Source organism: Acidovorax sp. 106, from assembly GCF_003663825.1.
In the GTDB taxonomy this organism is placed as follows: Bacteria; Pseudomonadota; Gammaproteobacteria; order Burkholderiales; family Burkholderiaceae_C; genus Acidovorax.
In genome coordinates this window covers 2,441,635-2,458,733 of sequence record NZ_RCCC01000001.1, presented here as the reverse complement: position 1 = coordinate 2,458,733, position 17,099 = coordinate 2,441,635, and the positions used below count along the sequence as shown (strand labels likewise).

The following is a 17,099-nucleotide window of genomic DNA, read 5'->3' as shown; positions in this document are numbered from 1 at the left end:
CCACGCACTCAATGGCGCAACCAGGACGGCACCTTGAACCGAACAATGGCCAAATAGGCCGACACATAGCTGATCACAAACAGGCAGCAAAAACCCATCAGCAGCCATGTGTTGTTCCAAAACAGTACCGCCGGCACGACGGTGAGCAAGGTAAAGCCCCAGAGGTACGGCGAAGTGCGGTTATTGCGCATCAGCACCCGGCGGGATTCGTCGTCATGAAACACCCCTCGGACGATGCGGCGATAAATCAGCTGGTGAAAATGCAGCGCGTCCGCCACGCCCGGCGAGATGCCCCGAACCGCCTTGCGGTAGATCGAAAAAATGGTTTCCCACACCGGGTAAATCAACAGCAGCATCGGAAACCAGGGCGACACATCGGCATTGCGCTGCACCAACGAGATGCTGGCCAAAGCGATCACCACCCCCCAGATGTACGCCCCACCATCCCCGGCAAACAACATGCCGCGCGGATAGTTCCAGATCAAAAACCCACCGGTAGCCGCTGCCGTGGTCACCAACAGCGCCGCCAGCGCCCGGTCCCCCACCTGCAAAGCCACATGGGCCAGCGCCAGGCAGACGATCAAGGCCACCATGCCTGCCAGACCGTTGTAGCCGTCAATGATGTTGAAAGCATGCGGCAACCCCGCCACGGCAAGCAAAACGATGCCCACGCCAATCCACGGGGCAAATGCCAACAAGGCATCCAGCCAGGGCAGTCCCAGACGAGGCAGCGTCAACCCTAGCCCCCAAACCGCAACCGAGCCAGAGAGCCCCGTCAAAAACAACCGATAGCTGACGCGAAGACGCTGGGTCATGTCTTCCGCAATGCCCCCCAGTGCCGCAGGCAGCAACACCGCCAGCCACCAAAGCACCAGACCAGGCCCCAGGCGCAACGACCCCGGATCACCCCATACAGATTGAGCACCCCCCAAGAGCCAACTGCACCCCACCCCCAGCAAAACCGCCAGCCCGCCCAAGCGGGGCACATGCCCCAGGTGAAACCGCTGAGGCATGCCTTCGCCGTAGTGCTCAGCGTGGTCGTGCGCCCAGCGCACCACCCCGGCAGCAACGATAGCGGAGATCAAAAACCCGAAAAAGGACAGCCAAATCATGGGGGGCTGATCCTACCCCCGCTTGTTACATCTGACTGTAACAATTGGCGCGCCTGCCAAAAAGTGGGGGAGCACCACAGCCTGAGTAGGCTTCGGACATGCCAAGTCAAATGGCGCCAATTGCGATGGCTCGCCCGCTGGCCCGCATGAGCCACAGCTACAGGCGCCTTGGCCAATACCAAGCCAAGCAAACGCACCCTGAGGCAAATATCAACGTCTTCACAATACATGAAGTACACATCGTCAAACCCCTTCACAGCGCGCCAAACCTCTGCAGGAAACACCAGGCAAGCAGCATTGACCCAATCCACGCGAGCGTCTGCGCGCCCCAACAGCCGCCGTCGAATCAAGGCTGGCAGAGTTGGCAGTTGTCGCTCGCAGTCCTGAATTTCTCCTTGGGCATTCACTTGCAATGGATACGCACAACCGATTCCAGGCTTTTGAGCAACGGCAACCAGAGCTGCCAGTGGGTCTGATGGCCCCAGGATGCCAACATCGGGATTGAGGACGCAAACGAAGGGCTCTGTCGCTGCATGGAGAGCAAGGTTATGGTTGGTACCAAACCCCAAGGGCACCGCATTGCGACGCACTTGCAAATCAAAAGGCCACCCACTTGCAGGAGCAACAGGTTCCGACTCAGGCACGTTCAGGGTCAATATGACACGGGCAATGGATCCAGAGCAGTGCCGAGCCAAAGATAGCAACAGCTGTGCCACCAGCGGCCCATGACCGTGGCTGACCACTGATACGACTAGCAGTTTGGCGGATACGGGTACAACACTCATAAGGGCAATTGTTACAGGTATGCACCTGACATTTGCACAACCCTTGCCCCCCTCCCAGACGCTACACGTGAAATTGATTCGGTGTCTCAGAAGTTGTTGGAAAAATGCACCGATCGACCTCATCCTGACGGTAACCGCCACCGTTCTATCCCTTTCAGGGCCACATCCGCCATATTGGCGGCGGCGATAATCGGAGGATGACGCACTCAATCGACGACTTGCACGTTTATCTGCGCACCATCAAAGCCGATGAGCGCACCTCACTGTCCGTTTTGGCGGAGCAAATTCACCACCAAGCAGCAGTGCTTGATTTAGGGTGCGGTAGTGGTGCTCTGGGGCAGTACCTGTCCGAAACCCGGTCCTGCACCTGTGATGGTTTGACCTGGAGCGAGGCGGAAGCCGCCCATGCGCGTCCCTACTACCGCACGGTCATAGTCGATAACCTTGAAACCTGTGACCTCACGGCAAGCTTTCAGAACCAGCGGTACGACTACATTGTCTGTGCGGACGTCCTGGAGCACTTGAGCCAGCCCGAACGCATTGTCGATGCCTGCAAAGCCCTGCTCGCCCCCAACGGCAAACTCCTCATCTCCGTGCCAAACGCAGCATACAGCGGGCTGATTGCAGAATTGCTGCAAGGCGAGTTTCGCTACCGCGAAGAAGGGTTGCTTGACCGCACCCATTTGCGCTTTTTCACACGCCGCTCACTGACTCGCTTCATTCAGGAGCAAAACTGGCAACTCGACCACCTAGAGGCCATCACCAGAGAATTGCCAGAGTCTGAATTCAAAACCCGCTTTGACAGCCTGCCACCAGCCGTCGCGCGCTACCTGCTGGGCACACCGGATGCACTGACCTACCAACTCATTGGTGTGGCAACCCCTCGGACAGATAAGCAAGCGCCGCCAACCGATGAACCGGTCTTGGAATTGGCGCAGGCCCGGTTTACAGCGCAGTTGTATCTGGGCCACAACGGCCAGTATGCCGAAGACAACAAGCTGCAGACCACAGGCTGCATGGGCGGTAGCCGACAGACTCTGCGCTTCACCATTGCGCCAGACGCGCCACAGGTGACCGAACTGCGGCTGGACCCGGCAGACCGCCCTGGCTTCATGCATGTGTACCGACTGGCAATAGAAGATGGTGCGGGACGCACGCACTGGGAATGGACGGCAGAGGCATCAAGCCCCCTCTTGCTGGCCAACGCCGCTCACCAACAAATCGTCTGGAACGCGCCCCTTCCTCCAGTCTCTAGCGCAATGCTTCTGCTGCTCACTGGAGACGACCCCTGGTTCCAGGTCCCTATTCCCCAAACCACGCTGGTGAATGCCCAAAAACAGGCTGGTCTGTCCTTCGTGGCAGAAGTCGGCTGGCCCATGTCTGCAGACTATCTGGCATTGGCGGGCACGGTGAGACCGCTGCAGGCGGAGATCGAAAAGCTGTCTCACCTCGCGGCAGGCAAAGACCATGAACTTGCAGAGTCGCGACAACGATTTACCCAAACCCAGACCGAGCTGACCCAAACCCAGACAGCGCTGACCAAAACCCAAAATCAACTCAGCGAAACAGGGCTGCAACTCACACAGTTGCATTCACAGCTTCAATGGGCTGATGCGCAAATACTTCGCGCAAGCACCCAACTGGCTCACGCCCACCATACCAACACCGAGTTGGCAAACCACCGACAAGAATTGATGGCACATCGCCTAGAACTGATGCAAGCCTGCCAACGCCAGCAAACAGAATTTGACGCCTTGGCTGCTTACTTGCGATCCATTGAGAACTCCACTGTTTTTCGGGCGACTCGCCCCTTGGTACACGCAAAAATGCGCCTTGATCGAATGCTAGGCCGTGGGCCCGCAGCGCCTGCGCCTAGCCATGGGCCCCAGCCTCTCGCGCCCACTCCCCACCCTGTGGACGTGATCGTTCCCGTGTACCGGGGGCTGACAGACACACAGCTGTGCATCGGGTCGGCATTGGCCAGCCGTTGCAAAACCCCATTCAGGCTGGTGGTCATCAACGATGCCAGCCCTGAGCCTGAAGTCACCCAGTGGCTGCGCGAGCAAGCAGCCCAAGAGCCCAGAATGCTGCTGCTGGAAAACGAGGTCAATCTCGGCTTTGTAGGCACCGTCAATCGGGGCATGGCCCTGAGCGAGAGCAATGACGTTCTGTTGCTCAACAGCGATACCGAAGTGGCCAACGATTGGCTCGACCGCATACGCAACGCGGCCTACAGCGACGCCCGCGTGGCCTCGGTCACCCCGTTCTCCAACAATGCCACCATTTGCAGCTACCCCCAGTTTTGCAAAGACAACGAGTTACCCGCAGGCTATGACACCGCCCGCTTAGACAACCTGTGCGCGCAGACCAACCCCGGTATGGTGGTGGACGTGCCCACCGGGGTGGGCTTTTGCATGTACATCCGGCGTGACTGCCTCGTGGATGTTGGGCTGTTCGACACAGCGAACTTTGGCAAAGGCTATGGAGAAGAAAACGACTTCTGCCAGCGGGCTCAAGCAGCAGGGTGGCGCAACTTGCACCTGCTGGACACCTTTGTTCTGCACACCGGTGGGGTGAGCTTCGGTGCTAGCAAGAGCCCCCGAGAGCAAGCGGCCATGGAGACCCTGCGGCGCCTTCACCCCCGCTACGAGCCGCAGGTCATGGCCTTTGTACAGGCCGACCCGGCACGCCTGGGCCGCCTGGCGCTGGACATCGCCAGAATCCAAACCAGTGGCAAGCCCGTCGTACTCGCCGTGATGCACGACCGAAGCGGCGGCACCGTGCGCCACATCCACGAGCTGGCCCAGCACTTGGACGATCAGGTCACAACCCTGGTGTTGGCCCCTGTCCCTGGGCACCGCGTCAAACTCAGCCTGCCCTCAGATCAGGAGACATTTGCGCTGGAGTTTGAGATCCCAGCACAAATGGATGATCTGCAGAACATCCTGCGCAGCCTGGGCGTGCAGCACATCCACTACCACCACTTGCTGGGCCATCACCCAGCCATCCAGCAATTGCCCGCCCAACTGGGTATTCGTTACGACTTCACTGCGCACGACTACTACAGCTACTGCGCACGCATCTCGCTGACGGACAACTCCGACAAATACGCGGCAGAGCCCGGCCCTGGGCAATGCGGCTGCTGCCCTGCACAAAGCACAGCGCCGGACGGGCGCACGATGGGGCAGTGGCGAGACAGCAACCGGATTTTTCTGGAAAGTGCGCGCTGCGTCATCGCCCCCAGCCAAGACACCGCCCAGCGCATAGCCGCCTTTGCCCCCGCAGCCCACGTGATCGCCGTGCCGCACACGGACATGCAAAGCCCTGCACCCGCTCCCCTGGTGCAACCCCTGGCGGGCACGGCAAGGCTCAAGGTGGCAGTCATTGGCGCCCTCAGCACCATCAAAGGGGCCGACGTGCTGGAGTCCGTTGCCCTGCAGGCCGCGCGCACGGATGCACCGCTGGATTTCCACTTGCTCGGCTACGGCTACCGCAGCCTCCAGACCCAGCCCAAGGCCCGCCTCACCGTACACGGCGCCTACGGCGAATCTGATCTCCAGGAACTGCTGGCATGGCTAAAGCCAGACATTGTGTGGTTCCCCGCACAGTGGCCAGAGACCTACAGCTACACCCTCAGTGCAGCGCTGCAAGCCGGGCTGGCCATCGTGGCGCCTAACATTGGGGCTTTTGCAGAGCGGCTGGAAGGCCGGGAATGGAGTTGGGTCGAACCCTGGGACCAGGCGCCCGCCGATTGGCTGGCGTTTTTCACGCACATCCGGCAAGCGCATTTCGTGCCCCACCATTCGCCCCAACCGGTAGAGAACGCGGCCGCAGCACGGCCCCACACCGCTGGGCCGGCGGCCACTGCATGGGCATACACCACGGACTATGTGCAGGGCATGGCCCCTGCCCCCCTGGCCCCCACCCACGTGTCACTGGACTTTCTCCAGGCGCACATGCCTGCGCCCACGCCCGCGCAAGAGACCCGCACCAAGGCACTGCAAGCCCTGGTGTGGCTGCGCTCGCTGCCCCTGCTGCGCGGAGTGGCACGGTGCATTCCACGGCACTGGCAAACCCAGGTGAAAAACTGGCTCCGCGCTTAGCGCCTGGTCACCCTATTTTCGGAACTGCAGGGGCGCGCACTGGCAGCGCCGCCCCGGTGACACAGCAGCCAGCAGACTCACCGCGTTTTAGGCTGCTAGCACTTACAAAAAAAGCGCTAGCAGCTATCAATATGTGAGCACGCCATTGGCAAATGGTGGCACAGCACAGTACAGGCCCGCACGAACACTGGCCCAAAGTACCGGCGACGTACACGTACACGTACAGCGTTTTAGCCCTCTAGCACTTATAGAAACAGCGCAGGCAGCTATTAATTTAAGAGCAAATTTAGCCTTTGAGCGGCATGGCGGTGTAGCAGCCAACATCCGGCAACCGCAGCCATCGCCGCCTCAGTCCTTGCGCAGCAACAGGAAAATCTCGTTGTTCACCAACCAGTCGCGGGGGTACTGGGACAGCAAGCCTTCGGGTACCTCCAGGTCCACGGTGCGCCGCTCTTCTCGGGCAACGCTAAAACCTGCGCCCTTGGCGAATTGCACCAATTCGTCCGCCGTCAGCCGGTTCAGCGCCTTGTACTCATTGAAGACAAACCGCTTGTAGCCATCCACACCAAAATCAGCAAAGCCAAAATCCACCTCGGCCGGATCGATCGGCCCCTGGTGGTTTTCGATCACCTTCCACAACGCATCCTCCGTCGCCAACAAATGGTGCCAAGGCGTGTCGTCATAGCGGCGCAGGTGTGAACCATACGGGGAAAAATACAGCGGCTCGATCTGGATGAAGAAATAACCCCCGGGGCGCAAGCAAGCGTGCAAATCGGCCAGGATGGTTGCCAACTGATCACGCCGCACATGCTCGAAGGTGGACCAGCTCATGATGCCGTCGTACTGCACACCCGCCTGGGCCAAGGCATCGCCCGACTGGATGGTTTCAAACGTGAGCGCCACGGGCACACGCTGCATGCCCAATTGCTCACGGGCAATGCGTGGCAGCTTTTGGTACTCGCGCCGCACGTCCACCCCATGGATGGAGGTGGCGCCATAGCGCAGCACCAGCGACAAATCGGTGATGCCATCGCCACAGCCAAAATTCAGAAACCGCGCGCTGGGCATGTCCAGCACACCGCCCACCCAGTGGTTCACCACATCGGCGGCGTACTCAAAGTGGGCCCGAAACCACTCATCGGTTATGTGCCCAGCATCCCAAGGGGCGATCCCCAGAAGCCGCTCTTGCAGGCGCGCAATCAAACCCATGAACTACCTCCTGTAGATGCTGTGCTACCGCAATCAGAGCGCTGCATCGTTGTCTTTTGATGGCTTGCGCAGCACGTAGGCGTCTTGGTGATTCCAAAAATGCACCAGAGACTTATGTACCAAACCCTCAGCCCCCACTGTTTCTGCAATGCGCGCCAGCACAAAAGGCTCAGCAGTAAAGGCCGTCCCGTATTCCTGGCCATCGATGGCGTTGGATTCGCTAGAGGGCGCGAAGAAATAGCCTTCTTCATCGAGCGTGACGTGGTCAAAGTTTGCCGCCTTGGCCCCGTGGGTGGTGAACACCAGCAAACCACCGGGCTCCACCGCATCCCACAGCACCTTGAGCCATCGCGACCACGTGCTGCGAGGCAGGTGGCTGAACAGCGACAGCACAAACACCAGCCCATAGCGCCGGGGCCACTGCACCTGCTCAGGCACACTGGCAGACAAGAAGCCCTGCACGCCAAAAGTTTGCATTGCAAAGTGCACAGCGTCGGGCACCACGTCAGACACCGTGACACGGTCAGGCCCCAGTGCCTTCACCAGATGGCGGGTAAAACGACCGTGGCCGCTGGCAAACTCCAGCACGCTCGGGGTCTGCAACAAAGGCAGGCCCACAGCCTCCAGCAGCAGCATCAACTCCGACAACGTGCGCCACCCGTCCGCGAGGTAGTCGCGCAAGGGGTTGGTGCTGGACGCATGCCCGGCAAAGAAGCCGAAGATATCGTCTTGTGGGGAAATGGTGCAGTCCAGCCCCATGATGTTGCGAAACGATCCGACCAAGTCGTGGGACTCGATCAGCGCATGGGCCTGCAGCAGCGTGTCGCGCTCACTGCGGGCCCGCGCCAGCACTTGGGCGGCACCGGTGCGGTCGCCCTGCTCCAGCAGCAGCAACCCCTCTTGCAAAAGCTGCTGGCCTGCACTGGGTGACTGGTCTGGCTTGAGACCCAAAGCGGGCGCATGTGCATTGCCGTCCATACGGCCTTGTTCATCGTTCATCTTTTTCTCTGAAATGTCTGTCACTGTCTATAGGGCTCAAAGCGCCTCAGCCTATCAACTCCAGTGGTGGGGCAAACGCACCAAGCCAGGCAGGGGCTTGGGGAAAATAAACCGGAAGTGCATGAACTGGAACCACTCGTCATACACCGCCAACCCAGTTTCGTCGAACAAAAACGCGCTGATCACGTAGTCGCCGCTGTGCAGCGGAAGCTCAGGGAACGTGAGTACCGAGCACCAAGTCCCATCGGGCTGCTGCACCGGGTGCGCGCCATCCTCGTGGGTGGCCAGCGAGGTGATGCCCACCCCTTTGGACTGCTCAATCATGAACCCAATGTGCGGGCGCTCTGCCCCCCGTCCGCGCGCCTTGATCGTGACAACTAAATCCTGGCCTTGCAGTACAGAAGGCTGCCCATTCTGCGGATCCGCCAGATTAGAAACATCCACGGACAAAATACAGGCACCACCACCGTCGGCTGCAGCCACGGAGGCTACAGGGGCCGCCGGGCCAGCAGGCGATGGAGCGGGCGCTAAAACAGCAGACACTGCGGTCCCATATGACCCCGCAGATTCGGAGTCCATAGGCAAAGCGGGGGCTATGGGCTGCGCTGCCTCCGCCAAATCGCCCGCTTCTCGCTGGCGGGTGTACACATCGTAGGCCGCCAACACCTCTTCGGTGCCGCCGAACTGGGCCACTTGCCCTGCCTTGAGCCACAGGGCCCGGTCACACAAATGCCGGATGTGGTACGGGCTGTGCGAGCAAAACAAAATGGTGCACCCGCTGTTGCGAAAGGCGGTAATGCGCTCCACGCACTTCTTCTGGAAGTGCTGATCGCCCACGGCCAATGCCTCGTCAATGATCAGCACATCGGGCTGCACCGCAGTGACCAACGCGAACGCCAAGCGCACCGTCATGCCCGATGAATATGTCTTCACCGGCCTGTCCAATGCCTCGCCCAGTTCGCAAAATTCGATGATCTCTGGCTCCAGCCGCTCCATCTCTTCACGGCTGATGCCAATCAGGCTGCCGCCGAAGTACAGGTTGTCACGCCCACTGAAGTCGGGGTGAAAACCTGCACCCAACTCCAAAATGGCAGTGACACGGCCCACACGCTCGATGCGGCCTTGGCTGGGCTGCAAGGTGCCTGCCAACAGTTTGAGCAAAGAACTTTTGCCCGCGCCGTTGTCACCAATGACGCCAATGCACTCACCGCGCTGCAACTCAAAGGACACATCACGCAAGGCCCAGTGGCTGCGGTGCGTGGCCTTGCCGGTGATGAGCGCCTTGAGGCGTGAGCGGGGCGTGGGGTAAAGCTTGTATTCTTTGCTGACCGACTGCACACGAAGCACTGGGGGCGGTTGTGTGGCGGCAGGAGCAATCGCAGGCATTGCCCCCCCCGTGGTCAGGCTGGTTGTTGTTTTTGCAGTCATAGCCAATCCACCAACTGGTCCTGGCTGCGGCGCACCAGCACGGCCAAGATGGCGGCCGTCGCGCCGATCCACCCCATCGTGACCCACCACACACTCAAAGGCGGCCAGGCACCGCGCAGCAATATTTCTTGATAGCCCTGCACCAGTGCCGTCATGGGGTTCAGCCAAAGCACCCAGCGCCACTGCTCCGGGAACAAGGTCAAGGGGAACAGGATGGGCGACAGATAAATACCCACCGACAACAAGAAACCGACCAACTGCACCGTGTCACGCAGGGCAGCCGCCAAAATGGCCAGCGCAAACCCAAGCAGCAGGCACATCAACAATTGCAGGCCTAACAGCACCGGAAATGCCACTACAGGCCACTGAAAATGGTGCGTTGGCGCATAGGCCAGCCCTACTAGCAAAAGCAGAGGCCCGTAAATCAATGAGCTGGCCAAGACTGCCCGTGTAGTGAACAGCACCGGGGGCAGCGGGTTTTTTTGCAGCAGACCGCCTGCGTCGATCAGGCTGCTCATGCCGCGCGACACGGCATCGCAAAAAGCCATCCACGGCAACGCACCCACAATAAGAAATGCGCCTACCGCATGTGTCGGAGCACCATCACCCAGGCGCATGGAAAACACCACATCGAACACCAGATAGTACGCGGCCACCGTAAGCAGCGGCTGCAGATAGGGCCACAGCACACCCAGCGCCGTGCCAGAGTGGCGGGCAGCCACCTCACGGCGGGTCAGCACCCAGACCAAATTGCGGGCGCGCCAAACGGCTAACCACTCATTGAGCAATGTCCCCATGGGGCTCCATACAAAGAGAAACCCGCCCTGAGCGGGCGGGTGATCTTACAAACTAGCCAAAGTGTAAAGCCGCAGGCTGGCTTTTAAATCCACCACTTCAGCGCATATTTGTTACTTGGCGTTGGCTGGCTGAGTCTGCTTCGGATTTTCCTTGGCGTACTGGGAAGCGAAATTTGCAATCGCCTCAGCGCGAATGTCCACACCCTCCTGCATTTTCTGGGCATAGGCCACACGCGCGTCCTGAACAATCGTCGCCACCGCATCCTTCACCAACTCATCCTTGACTTCATCGAAAGAGCGCACACGGGCTTCTTTTTTATCTTGCAACTGGATGATGTGGTACCCAAACTTGGTTTGCACCACTCCACTGAGGTCACCTGGTTTGGCCAAGCCAAATGCAACAGCATCGAACTCGGGCACCATACGACCTTGCGCAAAGAAGCCCAAGTCCCCACCCTTTTCCGCATTGCTCTTGTCGGCAGAGAACTCCTTGGCCAACTTGGCAAAGTCGGCGCCCCTCTTAAGGTCTGCCAGTATTTTTTCGGCCTGGGCTTTGGCATCGGCATCGGTACCGGCAATCAGAATGTGGCGCGCATGCACCTCAGGGCCTACCTTGAAGCGCTCTGGCTTTGCCTTGTAAGCTGTCTGGGCCCAGGCCTCCGCCACGTCGGGCTTGGGGGTGTTGCGCTTATCTTGCTTTTCGATCCATGCATCCGACAGCACCTTGTCACGCGCGATCTTGAGTGCTGCAGCCACGGTAGGGTCTTTGTCCAGCGCTTCGGCATCGGCCTGTTGCGCCATGGCCCTGCGGGCGTACAAGTTGGAAACGAGCTGGGTCACTGTTTGCGGACGCGCTAACACAATAGAGCGCATTTCCTGGGGCATACGCAGTGCGTCTGCACGCACGTCATCTGTTGTCACCGCAAATTGGGGGCCTTGCACTAGAGGCACAGGCTCTGCCGCAGTCACCGCAATGGACACAAAGCACAACAGCCCCCCAGCAGCAACCTTCAAGGAACGCGTAGCAGACAGAGCAGACAAACTGGAGCGAATCATAGTTGGAATGGTTTGGGTAAGGTTGAATAAGTAAGCCAAAAAAAAAGCGGGGGTTTCCCCCCGCCTTTTTAGACCGCATTGCTGCGGATTAGTTGCTTACGAATTACTTCGTGAAGCGGTGTGGCCAAGTGATACCGTAGGTACCGGACAGACCAGCAGCAGCTTGTGGGTTCGTCAGCTTGATGAACGAAGAACCCAGCAGTGGCAGACCACGGTTGGTAGCGCCTGTGGCGTTTTTCGTAGTCAGAACACCCCAACCATTGGTGTAGGTGCCAGATGTCACTGTAGAACGAGCAACGCTGGAAGCCAACACCGAGTTGTCGGTGTACTTGAATGCCAAAACGCTGGCTTCGCCGCACAGGGACACTACAGCAGCAACGCCTGGTGTACGTGGGGAGAACACTGGACCAGGTGTGGCCGCTGTTGGAGTGGTTTCTTCACGGTCATAGAAAGTCTGGCCGTCCACGCCCACGCAGATGTTGCCAGAACCATCGGTCGACACTGCCGTGTTGGAAGTGAAGAACCATTCGTCTTGCGTAGCTGCGGAAACGCTTGGCAGAACTGTCGTAGACAGGTTGGAGAACAGACGGTATGCCACGTTAGCGTCGTTGGCAGGCGCAGTGCTGGTGATCGCCTTGTAGTTGGCAGCCACGCTGTAACGACGTGTGGGCATGGAGAACACCCAGTCAGTCTTTGCTGTGATGGACGTGTCGTTGGCGTACTGGTTGGTCACCGAGCTCACTGCCAGGGCTGCGGTCAATGCAGTGGCTTGGTTCTTAGGCAGGCCAACACCGGCGTTCCAGTCGGCAGCCAGGTAAGGCGTAGACATGTCAGGCAGGTCATAGAAACCAGCGGCCAGAGCAGGCAGAGTGATCGTGCCGGTCACATACGCTGTACCGTCTGTCTTCACAGAGTCTGTACGCAGCAGTGGGTCAGCAGTGAAGTTATCAATGCCAGTCACAGCACCGTCGGTCTGTGGGAAGTGCACGAAGTTACCACGGCCATTGGCAACCACAGCGGTGGCAGCGCCAGAGAATGTGGTGGTTTCAGGCACATTGATGATGTACCAGTCACCCATCAGACCGCCAGTAGGCGTATCCAGACCGCTCACCGAAACAGCAGGTTCAGTCGTGAAGTTGGTCGTTGCAACCGTGTTCAGGGTCGTGCGTGCTGTAGAGCCAGCCACAGAGCAAGGAGCCACAGCGTTCACGTGCTTCACAGCAGTGTACAGAGCAGACTTTGTGTTCGTAGTGGTGCCAACCGTGTAGAGATCAGCGCCAGAGATATCAGCCATGTTGAAGATTTCAACATAGCCTTCACGTGTACCGTTTGCCTTGACCAAGTCAGAAGCAGCAGGATTCAAACGGCCGACGGAGAAAGCTTGTGGCTCGTTGAAGCCCAGGGTAGGCACCGTGCAAGTGTTGTCAGACGTTTGCACTTGAGCAATGCCAGTGGTGGCGTTTGCAGTCACGGCAGCAGTCCACACGTCGCCAGGCGACATGAACACTTGGAAGTCCATCACGTCGTCAGAGTTTGCAGCGCCGCGGAAACGCACCTTCACGGCCTTGCCGTTGACGGTGTCGGTGTTCACCACGTGCAGGACGGTCATGTTGCCGTTTTGCACAGTGTAGTAAGGCACCAGCAGCATGTGGCCCACGCCACCTTCAGCCAATTCCAAGGTAGTGGCGTTGCTAGCCGTCAGCGTACCAGTGGTTGCATTTGGGGCGAGGACCGCAGTACCTTCCACAACGCTTGCCGAGGCAGCGCCTGCAAAGCCCAGGCCACCAATCATGGCAGCAATGCTCAGGGCCAGAACATTTTTCTTCATATAGAAACTCCAGTTAAAAAGTTGGTAAGCGCAACTACCACGATTGATTACGCTAGGGAATGGTAGCACAGCGCGTTGGGGCCTTCCATGGTCAAGCAGACCGTTCAACCCCAATGTTGATTTATTGCAACACTGATTTCACATCGCCGTTTCACGCCCTCCCTGTCAATGCATGCAGCCCGCATCAAAGGCTTTGAAAACGCCACCACTGGCCGTCTTCCAACAACCAAGTTTCGTCCAAACCGGTGGCTATGGTACCCACACTCACCCCCATCAAGGCTGGTGTTGCCTCAATTTTGATGCGCGTTGTGCATTTTTCGACTTCGCAGGTAACACTCACCACCGATGCAGCCTTCACCGCCGTTGCGGCACCATACTGTGCCTTGTATTGCTCCAGCGTGCGCACTTTGCGGTACGCAGGCGATAGCAAAGCATAAGCCTGTTCAGGCTGCCCCTGCAGGCGGGCCTTCCAGAAAGCCTCTGCACGCTGCTGCACCTTTGCTTCTGGCGTAGCACTACCGATGCTCGCACACCCTGCGACAGCCAAAGCCACAACAGACACAATCCAAGCTAACGAACCTCTTTGATGTAACTTAATTTGCATTTGCGAACATTTCCTAACAGTTAACAAAAACCAAATACGCTGAACCTTACCCCATCACCCACTGCATAGGGTCAATTGGGCACCGACGGTGCAGGCTGCGCAGCCTGCACCTTGGTGTCCACAGCACCGCGAACGACGGGTGGCTCGACCTCGATCGCGCGCAAGCCCTTGAGGCGCTCACGCAAGTCTTCACTCACTTCGCGAATATCCACGTCGGTACGGACTACGCGTGGAGTGATAATGACCAGGAGCTCGGTGCGCACACCTGTTGACGCATTTTCTGTAAACAGATTCCCAATCAAGGGAATGTCCTGCAGCAAAGGCACGCCCGTCTTCCTATTGGTCTGGTTGTTTTTTATCAGCCCGCCCAACACAATCGACTCACCAGAGCGCACAGCGACCTTGCTGGAAATCTGACGCTGCAAGAAAGGGCGCTCCCCTCCACCGGCTTCAGTTGTGGTGTCGGGCGAGCCTGCATCTGTGACGGTTTGGTCAATTTGCATGGCAACCACGTTGCCAGCAGTCACAGAGGGCGTCACCGCCAAGTTCACGCCAGTATCCTTGTACTGGATGGTATTAGTGACGATGGCGGCGGCGCTGCCGTTGGGGGTCGTTTGGGTGGCCGTGCGAACCGGAATTTGATCGCCTACTGAAATGGTGGCAGTGTGGTTGTCAAGCACCATCAGTGAAGGGTTAGACAGCATTTTGACCAACGACTTGTCTGCCAATGCAGACAGCGTAGCCTTGGTCAAGCCAGCGGCATTTTTAAGCGTATAGGAGAACCCTTGGGTGATTGCTGGCACAGACCCGACACTGCCGCTGCCGCTATAGCCAGACTGAGCATCTCCACTGAAGGCCCATTTGAGGCCGTATTTAAGGTCGTCATTGAGCGTGACTTCAATAATGCTGGCGTCAATGAGCACCTGAGTCAACGGTAGGTCGAGCCGCTTGAGCGCCGCTTCAACTCTGTTGAATTCAGAGCGGGTGCCCCACACCAAAATGGAGTTGTTCAAATCATCGGCCACCACGCGGATGGAGCCCAACATGGCCGTGGCCGCTGCTTGGTTGGCTGCGCCCTGGGTGCTGTTGCGGTTATTCAGACTGTTAAGCCCGCCACCGGAACCGCTCGAGGTCAAAGCTGATGCCATGCCCGTTCGGGAATTGCCCAGCGTGCCAGCGCTTGTGCTGCCAAACGTGTTATTAGCTCCCGTTTGCCCAAACGAGTTGCCAGTGCTAGAGCCCAGACCCGGTGCAATGCCGTTGTTGGCCGTGGCGGCCGCCCCGCCGCCCGAGCCACCAAACAAGCCGCCCAGCACGCTGGCAAGATGCCGCGCATTGCCGTTTTGCACAGGGTAGATGAAGAGTTGCGGCTCTGAGCCACCGTCGCTGGGCTTGTCCAGCCGGTCAATCCAGCGGCGGGCTTCGTCCAGATAGGCGGCGCGGGGGGTAACCACCAAAATGCTGTTGATGCGCTCAATCGGCATGATGCGCAATGCGCCAAAGAAAGGATTGGACTCACCCAAGGTAACCGAGCCTGCGGCGGCCGCGGCGGCTGGCGTGGTACTGGCCGAGGCAGTGCCTGGAACTGCAGCACTGGGTGAACCAGCGCCACCGCCGCCACCGACCAAACGCAGTGCCGCCTCTACCTCTTTGACAGACGCATGCTTGAGTGGAAACACCCCCACAGACATGCCCTTGAGCAAGTCCACGTCGAAGGTGTTGACCAAGTCCATCCAGCCCTCGGCCTGGGTACGGGTGCCCATCATGACCAGCAGGTTACGCACGGTGTCTACACGCACGATGGCCTCTGGCGAGACCATGGGGCGCAAGATGGAGGCCATTTCACCCGCCCCAATGTACTGCAAGGGAATGATGACCGCCCCGTAGCCCGGTGGAATACTGGGATTGCTTCCGCTGAACTGGCGGATGGAGCCCGCTACGTTTTTGAGTGCATCGGCCCGCCCGGCGTGGAAGGTGCCGCGGGCGTCGCGCACCAGCGCAAGCCCGTTGGCCTGCAAAGCACTCTCGAGCAGAAAGACGGCCTGGTCTGGCGGGATGGGGTTGCGCGTGGCCAGCGTGACCGTGCCTTGCAATGGGGGGTGCATGACGTAGTCCACCTTGAGGATGTCACCCATCACGGTGCGCACGACCTCGGCCACCGGGGCCTCTTCAAAGCGAAACGAGACGGGCGCCCCGCTCAAAGGAGACATAACTTTAGGTGGCGCAATCACTTGGCCGTTGCCACGGATGATGCGAGGCTCTGCCACTGGAGATTCCAGGGCCGACTTCACATCGGCGGGCACTGCCGTGGCTGCCTGGGGTTTATCGACACGAGCAGGAGCTGGTGCCGCAGCCGGGATGGGCTGCATTGGCTGCGCGGCAGTAGGGGCTAATGAGCCCTCAGTGCCAACTGCGGCAGCAGGCGCAGCAGTCTGCTCGGTTTGGGCATGGACCAACTGACAAGCTGCCAACATGGTTGCAGCCAGAGCATGACGTGAAGACTTCATATAGCAATAATTGGTTGATGCATCGACGGGCGAGGCGCTCAGCGCCCACCAAACGACGCCTTGGGCGGCGCTGCCGCCGGGGCGGGAACGGCAGGGACAGCCGCCGCAGGAGGAGTTACTGAGGAGGGGACAGCGACGGCAGGAGGCGGCGCCACTGGCACTGCAGGCATCGGCGCCGCCACTGGGGCACTGCGTCTGGCACTGCGATTGACAAAGGCAGGCACCGTGGCAGCTGGCGCTAGGTTTTGCGTGGCCACAGCCGAGGCACCCAAAGTAGCTCGCTGCAGTTGCACCACACGGGTCTGTCCCCCTTGGCCGAAAGTGGCTTGAGCCCCCGTGACGGACTGAAGTTTCCAACCATCCAACATGCCGTTGAGGGGCACCCTGCGATCTTTGCCTTCGTAGTTGATGATGATGCCGCCCATTCCCTCGCCTTCAAATACACCACTGAGTTTGGCTTGTGCAAAACGGTTGACAGGCTCTGGCACTTCGGCCTTGGGGGGCGGTGGAGGTGGCGGTGGCCTGCGCGTGGGGGAGAACAATGGACGCTCCAGCATGCCCAAGAACTGATGGGTATCTGCTTGCCCCGGGCCTGGCAAAGCTGGCCACAAGGACTGCAAGTCCACCTTGACAGGCTCAGGCAGTTGCCAACGCATGTTGCGCAACTGCCC

The 17,099-nt window shown here is 59.2% G+C and carries 12 protein-coding genes; 1 reads left to right on the top strand and 11 read right to left on the bottom strand.

Features of this window, described 5'->3' with window-relative positions; genetic code table 11:
* Positions 1-8: 8 nt before the first annotated feature.
* Positions 9-1,112 carry a glycosyltransferase gene (locus C8C98_RS11005; protein WP_121454302.1) on the bottom strand — a complete coding sequence of 368 codons (1,104 nt, stop codon included), beginning with the start codon at positions 1,110-1,112 and terminating at the stop codon, positions 9-11.
* Positions 1,109-1,897 carry a glycosyltransferase gene (locus C8C98_RS22230; protein WP_370450377.1) on the bottom strand — a complete coding sequence of 263 codons (789 nt, stop codon included), beginning with the start codon at positions 1,895-1,897 and terminating at the stop codon, positions 1,109-1,111. The genes C8C98_RS11005 and C8C98_RS22230 overlap by 4 nt, the downstream gene beginning before the upstream one ends.
* Before the next feature lie 197 nt (positions 1,898-2,094).
* Here C8C98_RS22230 and C8C98_RS10995 point away from each other — a divergent pair, with 197 nt between their 5' ends.
* Positions 2,095-6,000 (top strand): methyltransferase domain-containing protein, encoded by a 3,906-nt coding sequence (locus C8C98_RS10995; RefSeq protein ID WP_121454301.1) that lies wholly within the window; start codon positions 2,095-2,097, stop codon positions 5,998-6,000.
* Between the two features lie 348 nt (positions 6,001-6,348).
* Here the strand turns inward: C8C98_RS10995 and C8C98_RS10990 are convergent, their stop codons facing one another.
* The 9 genes from C8C98_RS10990 to C8C98_RS21785 all read right to left on the bottom strand — a co-directional run bounded on the left by C8C98_RS10990 (position 6,349) and on the right by C8C98_RS21785 (position 17,084).
* Positions 6,349-7,209: a cyclopropane-fatty-acyl-phospholipid synthase family protein gene (locus C8C98_RS10990; RefSeq protein WP_121454300.1), complete on the bottom strand. Its 861-nt coding sequence runs from the start codon at positions 7,207-7,209 to the stop codon at positions 6,349-6,351.
* 33 nt (positions 7,210-7,242) lie between these two features.
* Complete coding sequence (locus tag C8C98_RS10985; RefSeq protein ID WP_233574517.1) at positions 7,243-8,208, bottom strand: class I SAM-dependent methyltransferase; 966 nt, start codon at positions 8,206-8,208, stop codon at positions 7,243-7,245.
* A 54-nt stretch (positions 8,209-8,262) separates the two neighbouring features.
* A complete protein-coding gene (locus C8C98_RS10980; RefSeq protein WP_121454299.1) occupies positions 8,263-9,594 on the bottom strand; it encodes an ABC transporter ATP-binding protein in 1,332 nt (443 codons plus the stop codon).
* Positions 9,595-9,632: 38 nt separating this feature from the next.
* Positions 9,633-10,433: an ABC transporter permease gene (locus tag C8C98_RS10975; protein ID WP_121454298.1), complete on the bottom strand. Its 801-nt coding sequence runs from the start codon at positions 10,431-10,433 to the stop codon at positions 9,633-9,635.
* Between the two features lie 111 nt (positions 10,434-10,544).
* Positions 10,545-11,273 carry a peptidylprolyl isomerase gene (locus tag C8C98_RS10970; RefSeq protein WP_233574516.1) on the bottom strand — a complete coding sequence of 243 codons (729 nt, stop codon included), beginning with the start codon at positions 11,271-11,273 and terminating at the stop codon, positions 10,545-10,547.
* A 319-nt stretch (positions 11,274-11,592) separates the two neighbouring features.
* Positions 11,593-13,317: a cell surface protein gene (locus C8C98_RS10965; RefSeq protein WP_121454296.1), complete on the bottom strand. Its 1,725-nt coding sequence runs from the start codon at positions 13,315-13,317 to the stop codon at positions 11,593-11,595.
* A gap of 184 nt (positions 13,318-13,501) precedes the next feature.
* On the bottom strand, positions 13,502-13,921 hold the full coding sequence (locus C8C98_RS10960) for a hypothetical protein (protein WP_121454295.1): 420 nt from the start codon (positions 13,919-13,921) through the stop codon (positions 13,502-13,504).
* A gap of 71 nt (positions 13,922-13,992) precedes the next feature.
* Complete coding sequence (gspD, locus tag C8C98_RS10955; protein WP_233574515.1) at positions 13,993-16,290, bottom strand: type II secretion system secretin GspD; 2,298 nt, start codon at positions 16,288-16,290, stop codon at positions 13,993-13,995.
* 176 nt (positions 16,291-16,466) lie between these two features.
* A complete protein-coding gene (locus C8C98_RS21785; protein WP_233574514.1) occupies positions 16,467-17,084 on the bottom strand; it encodes a hypothetical protein in 618 nt (205 codons plus the stop codon).
* Positions 17,085-17,099: the final 15 nt, after the last annotated feature.

Bases quoted from the DNA above. Each gene is read 5' to 3' on its own strand.
- C8C98_RS21785 (WP_233574514.1), bottom strand. From the start codon at position 17,084: ATGCGTTGGCAACTGCCTGAGCCTGTCAAGGTGGACTTGCAGTCCTTG.
- C8C98_RS10960 (WP_121454295.1), bottom strand. From the start codon at position 13,921: ATGCAAATTAAGTTACATCAAAGAGGTTCGTTAGCTTGGATTGTGTCT.
- C8C98_RS22230 (WP_370450377.1), bottom strand. From the start codon at position 1,897: ATGAGTGTTGTACCCGTATCCGCCAAACTGCTAGTCGTATCAGTGGTC.
- C8C98_RS10995 (WP_121454301.1), top strand. From the start codon at position 2,095: ATGACGCACTCAATCGACGACTTGCACGTTTATCTGCGCACCATCAAA.
- C8C98_RS10980 (WP_121454299.1), bottom strand. From the start codon at position 9,594: ATGCCTGCGATTGCTCCTGCCGCCACACAACCGCCCCCAGTGCTTCGT.
- gspD (WP_233574515.1), bottom strand. From the start codon at position 16,290: ATGCAGCCCATCCCGGCTGCGGCACCAGCTCCTGCTCGTGTCGATAAA.
- C8C98_RS11005 (WP_121454302.1), bottom strand. From the start codon at position 1,112: ATGATTTGGCTGTCCTTTTTCGGGTTTTTGATCTCCGCTATCGTTGCT.
- C8C98_RS10990 (WP_121454300.1), bottom strand. From the start codon at position 7,209: ATGGGTTTGATTGCGCGCCTGCAAGAGCGGCTTCTGGGGATCGCCCCT.
- C8C98_RS10975 (WP_121454298.1), bottom strand. From the start codon at position 10,433: ATGGGGACATTGCTCAATGAGTGGTTAGCCGTTTGGCGCGCCCGCAAT.
- C8C98_RS10965 (WP_121454296.1), bottom strand. From the start codon at position 13,317: ATGAAGAAAAATGTTCTGGCCCTGAGCATTGCTGCCATGATTGGTGGC.
- C8C98_RS10985 (WP_233574517.1), bottom strand. From the start codon at position 8,208: ATGAACGATGAACAAGGCCGTATGGACGGCAATGCACATGCGCCCGCT.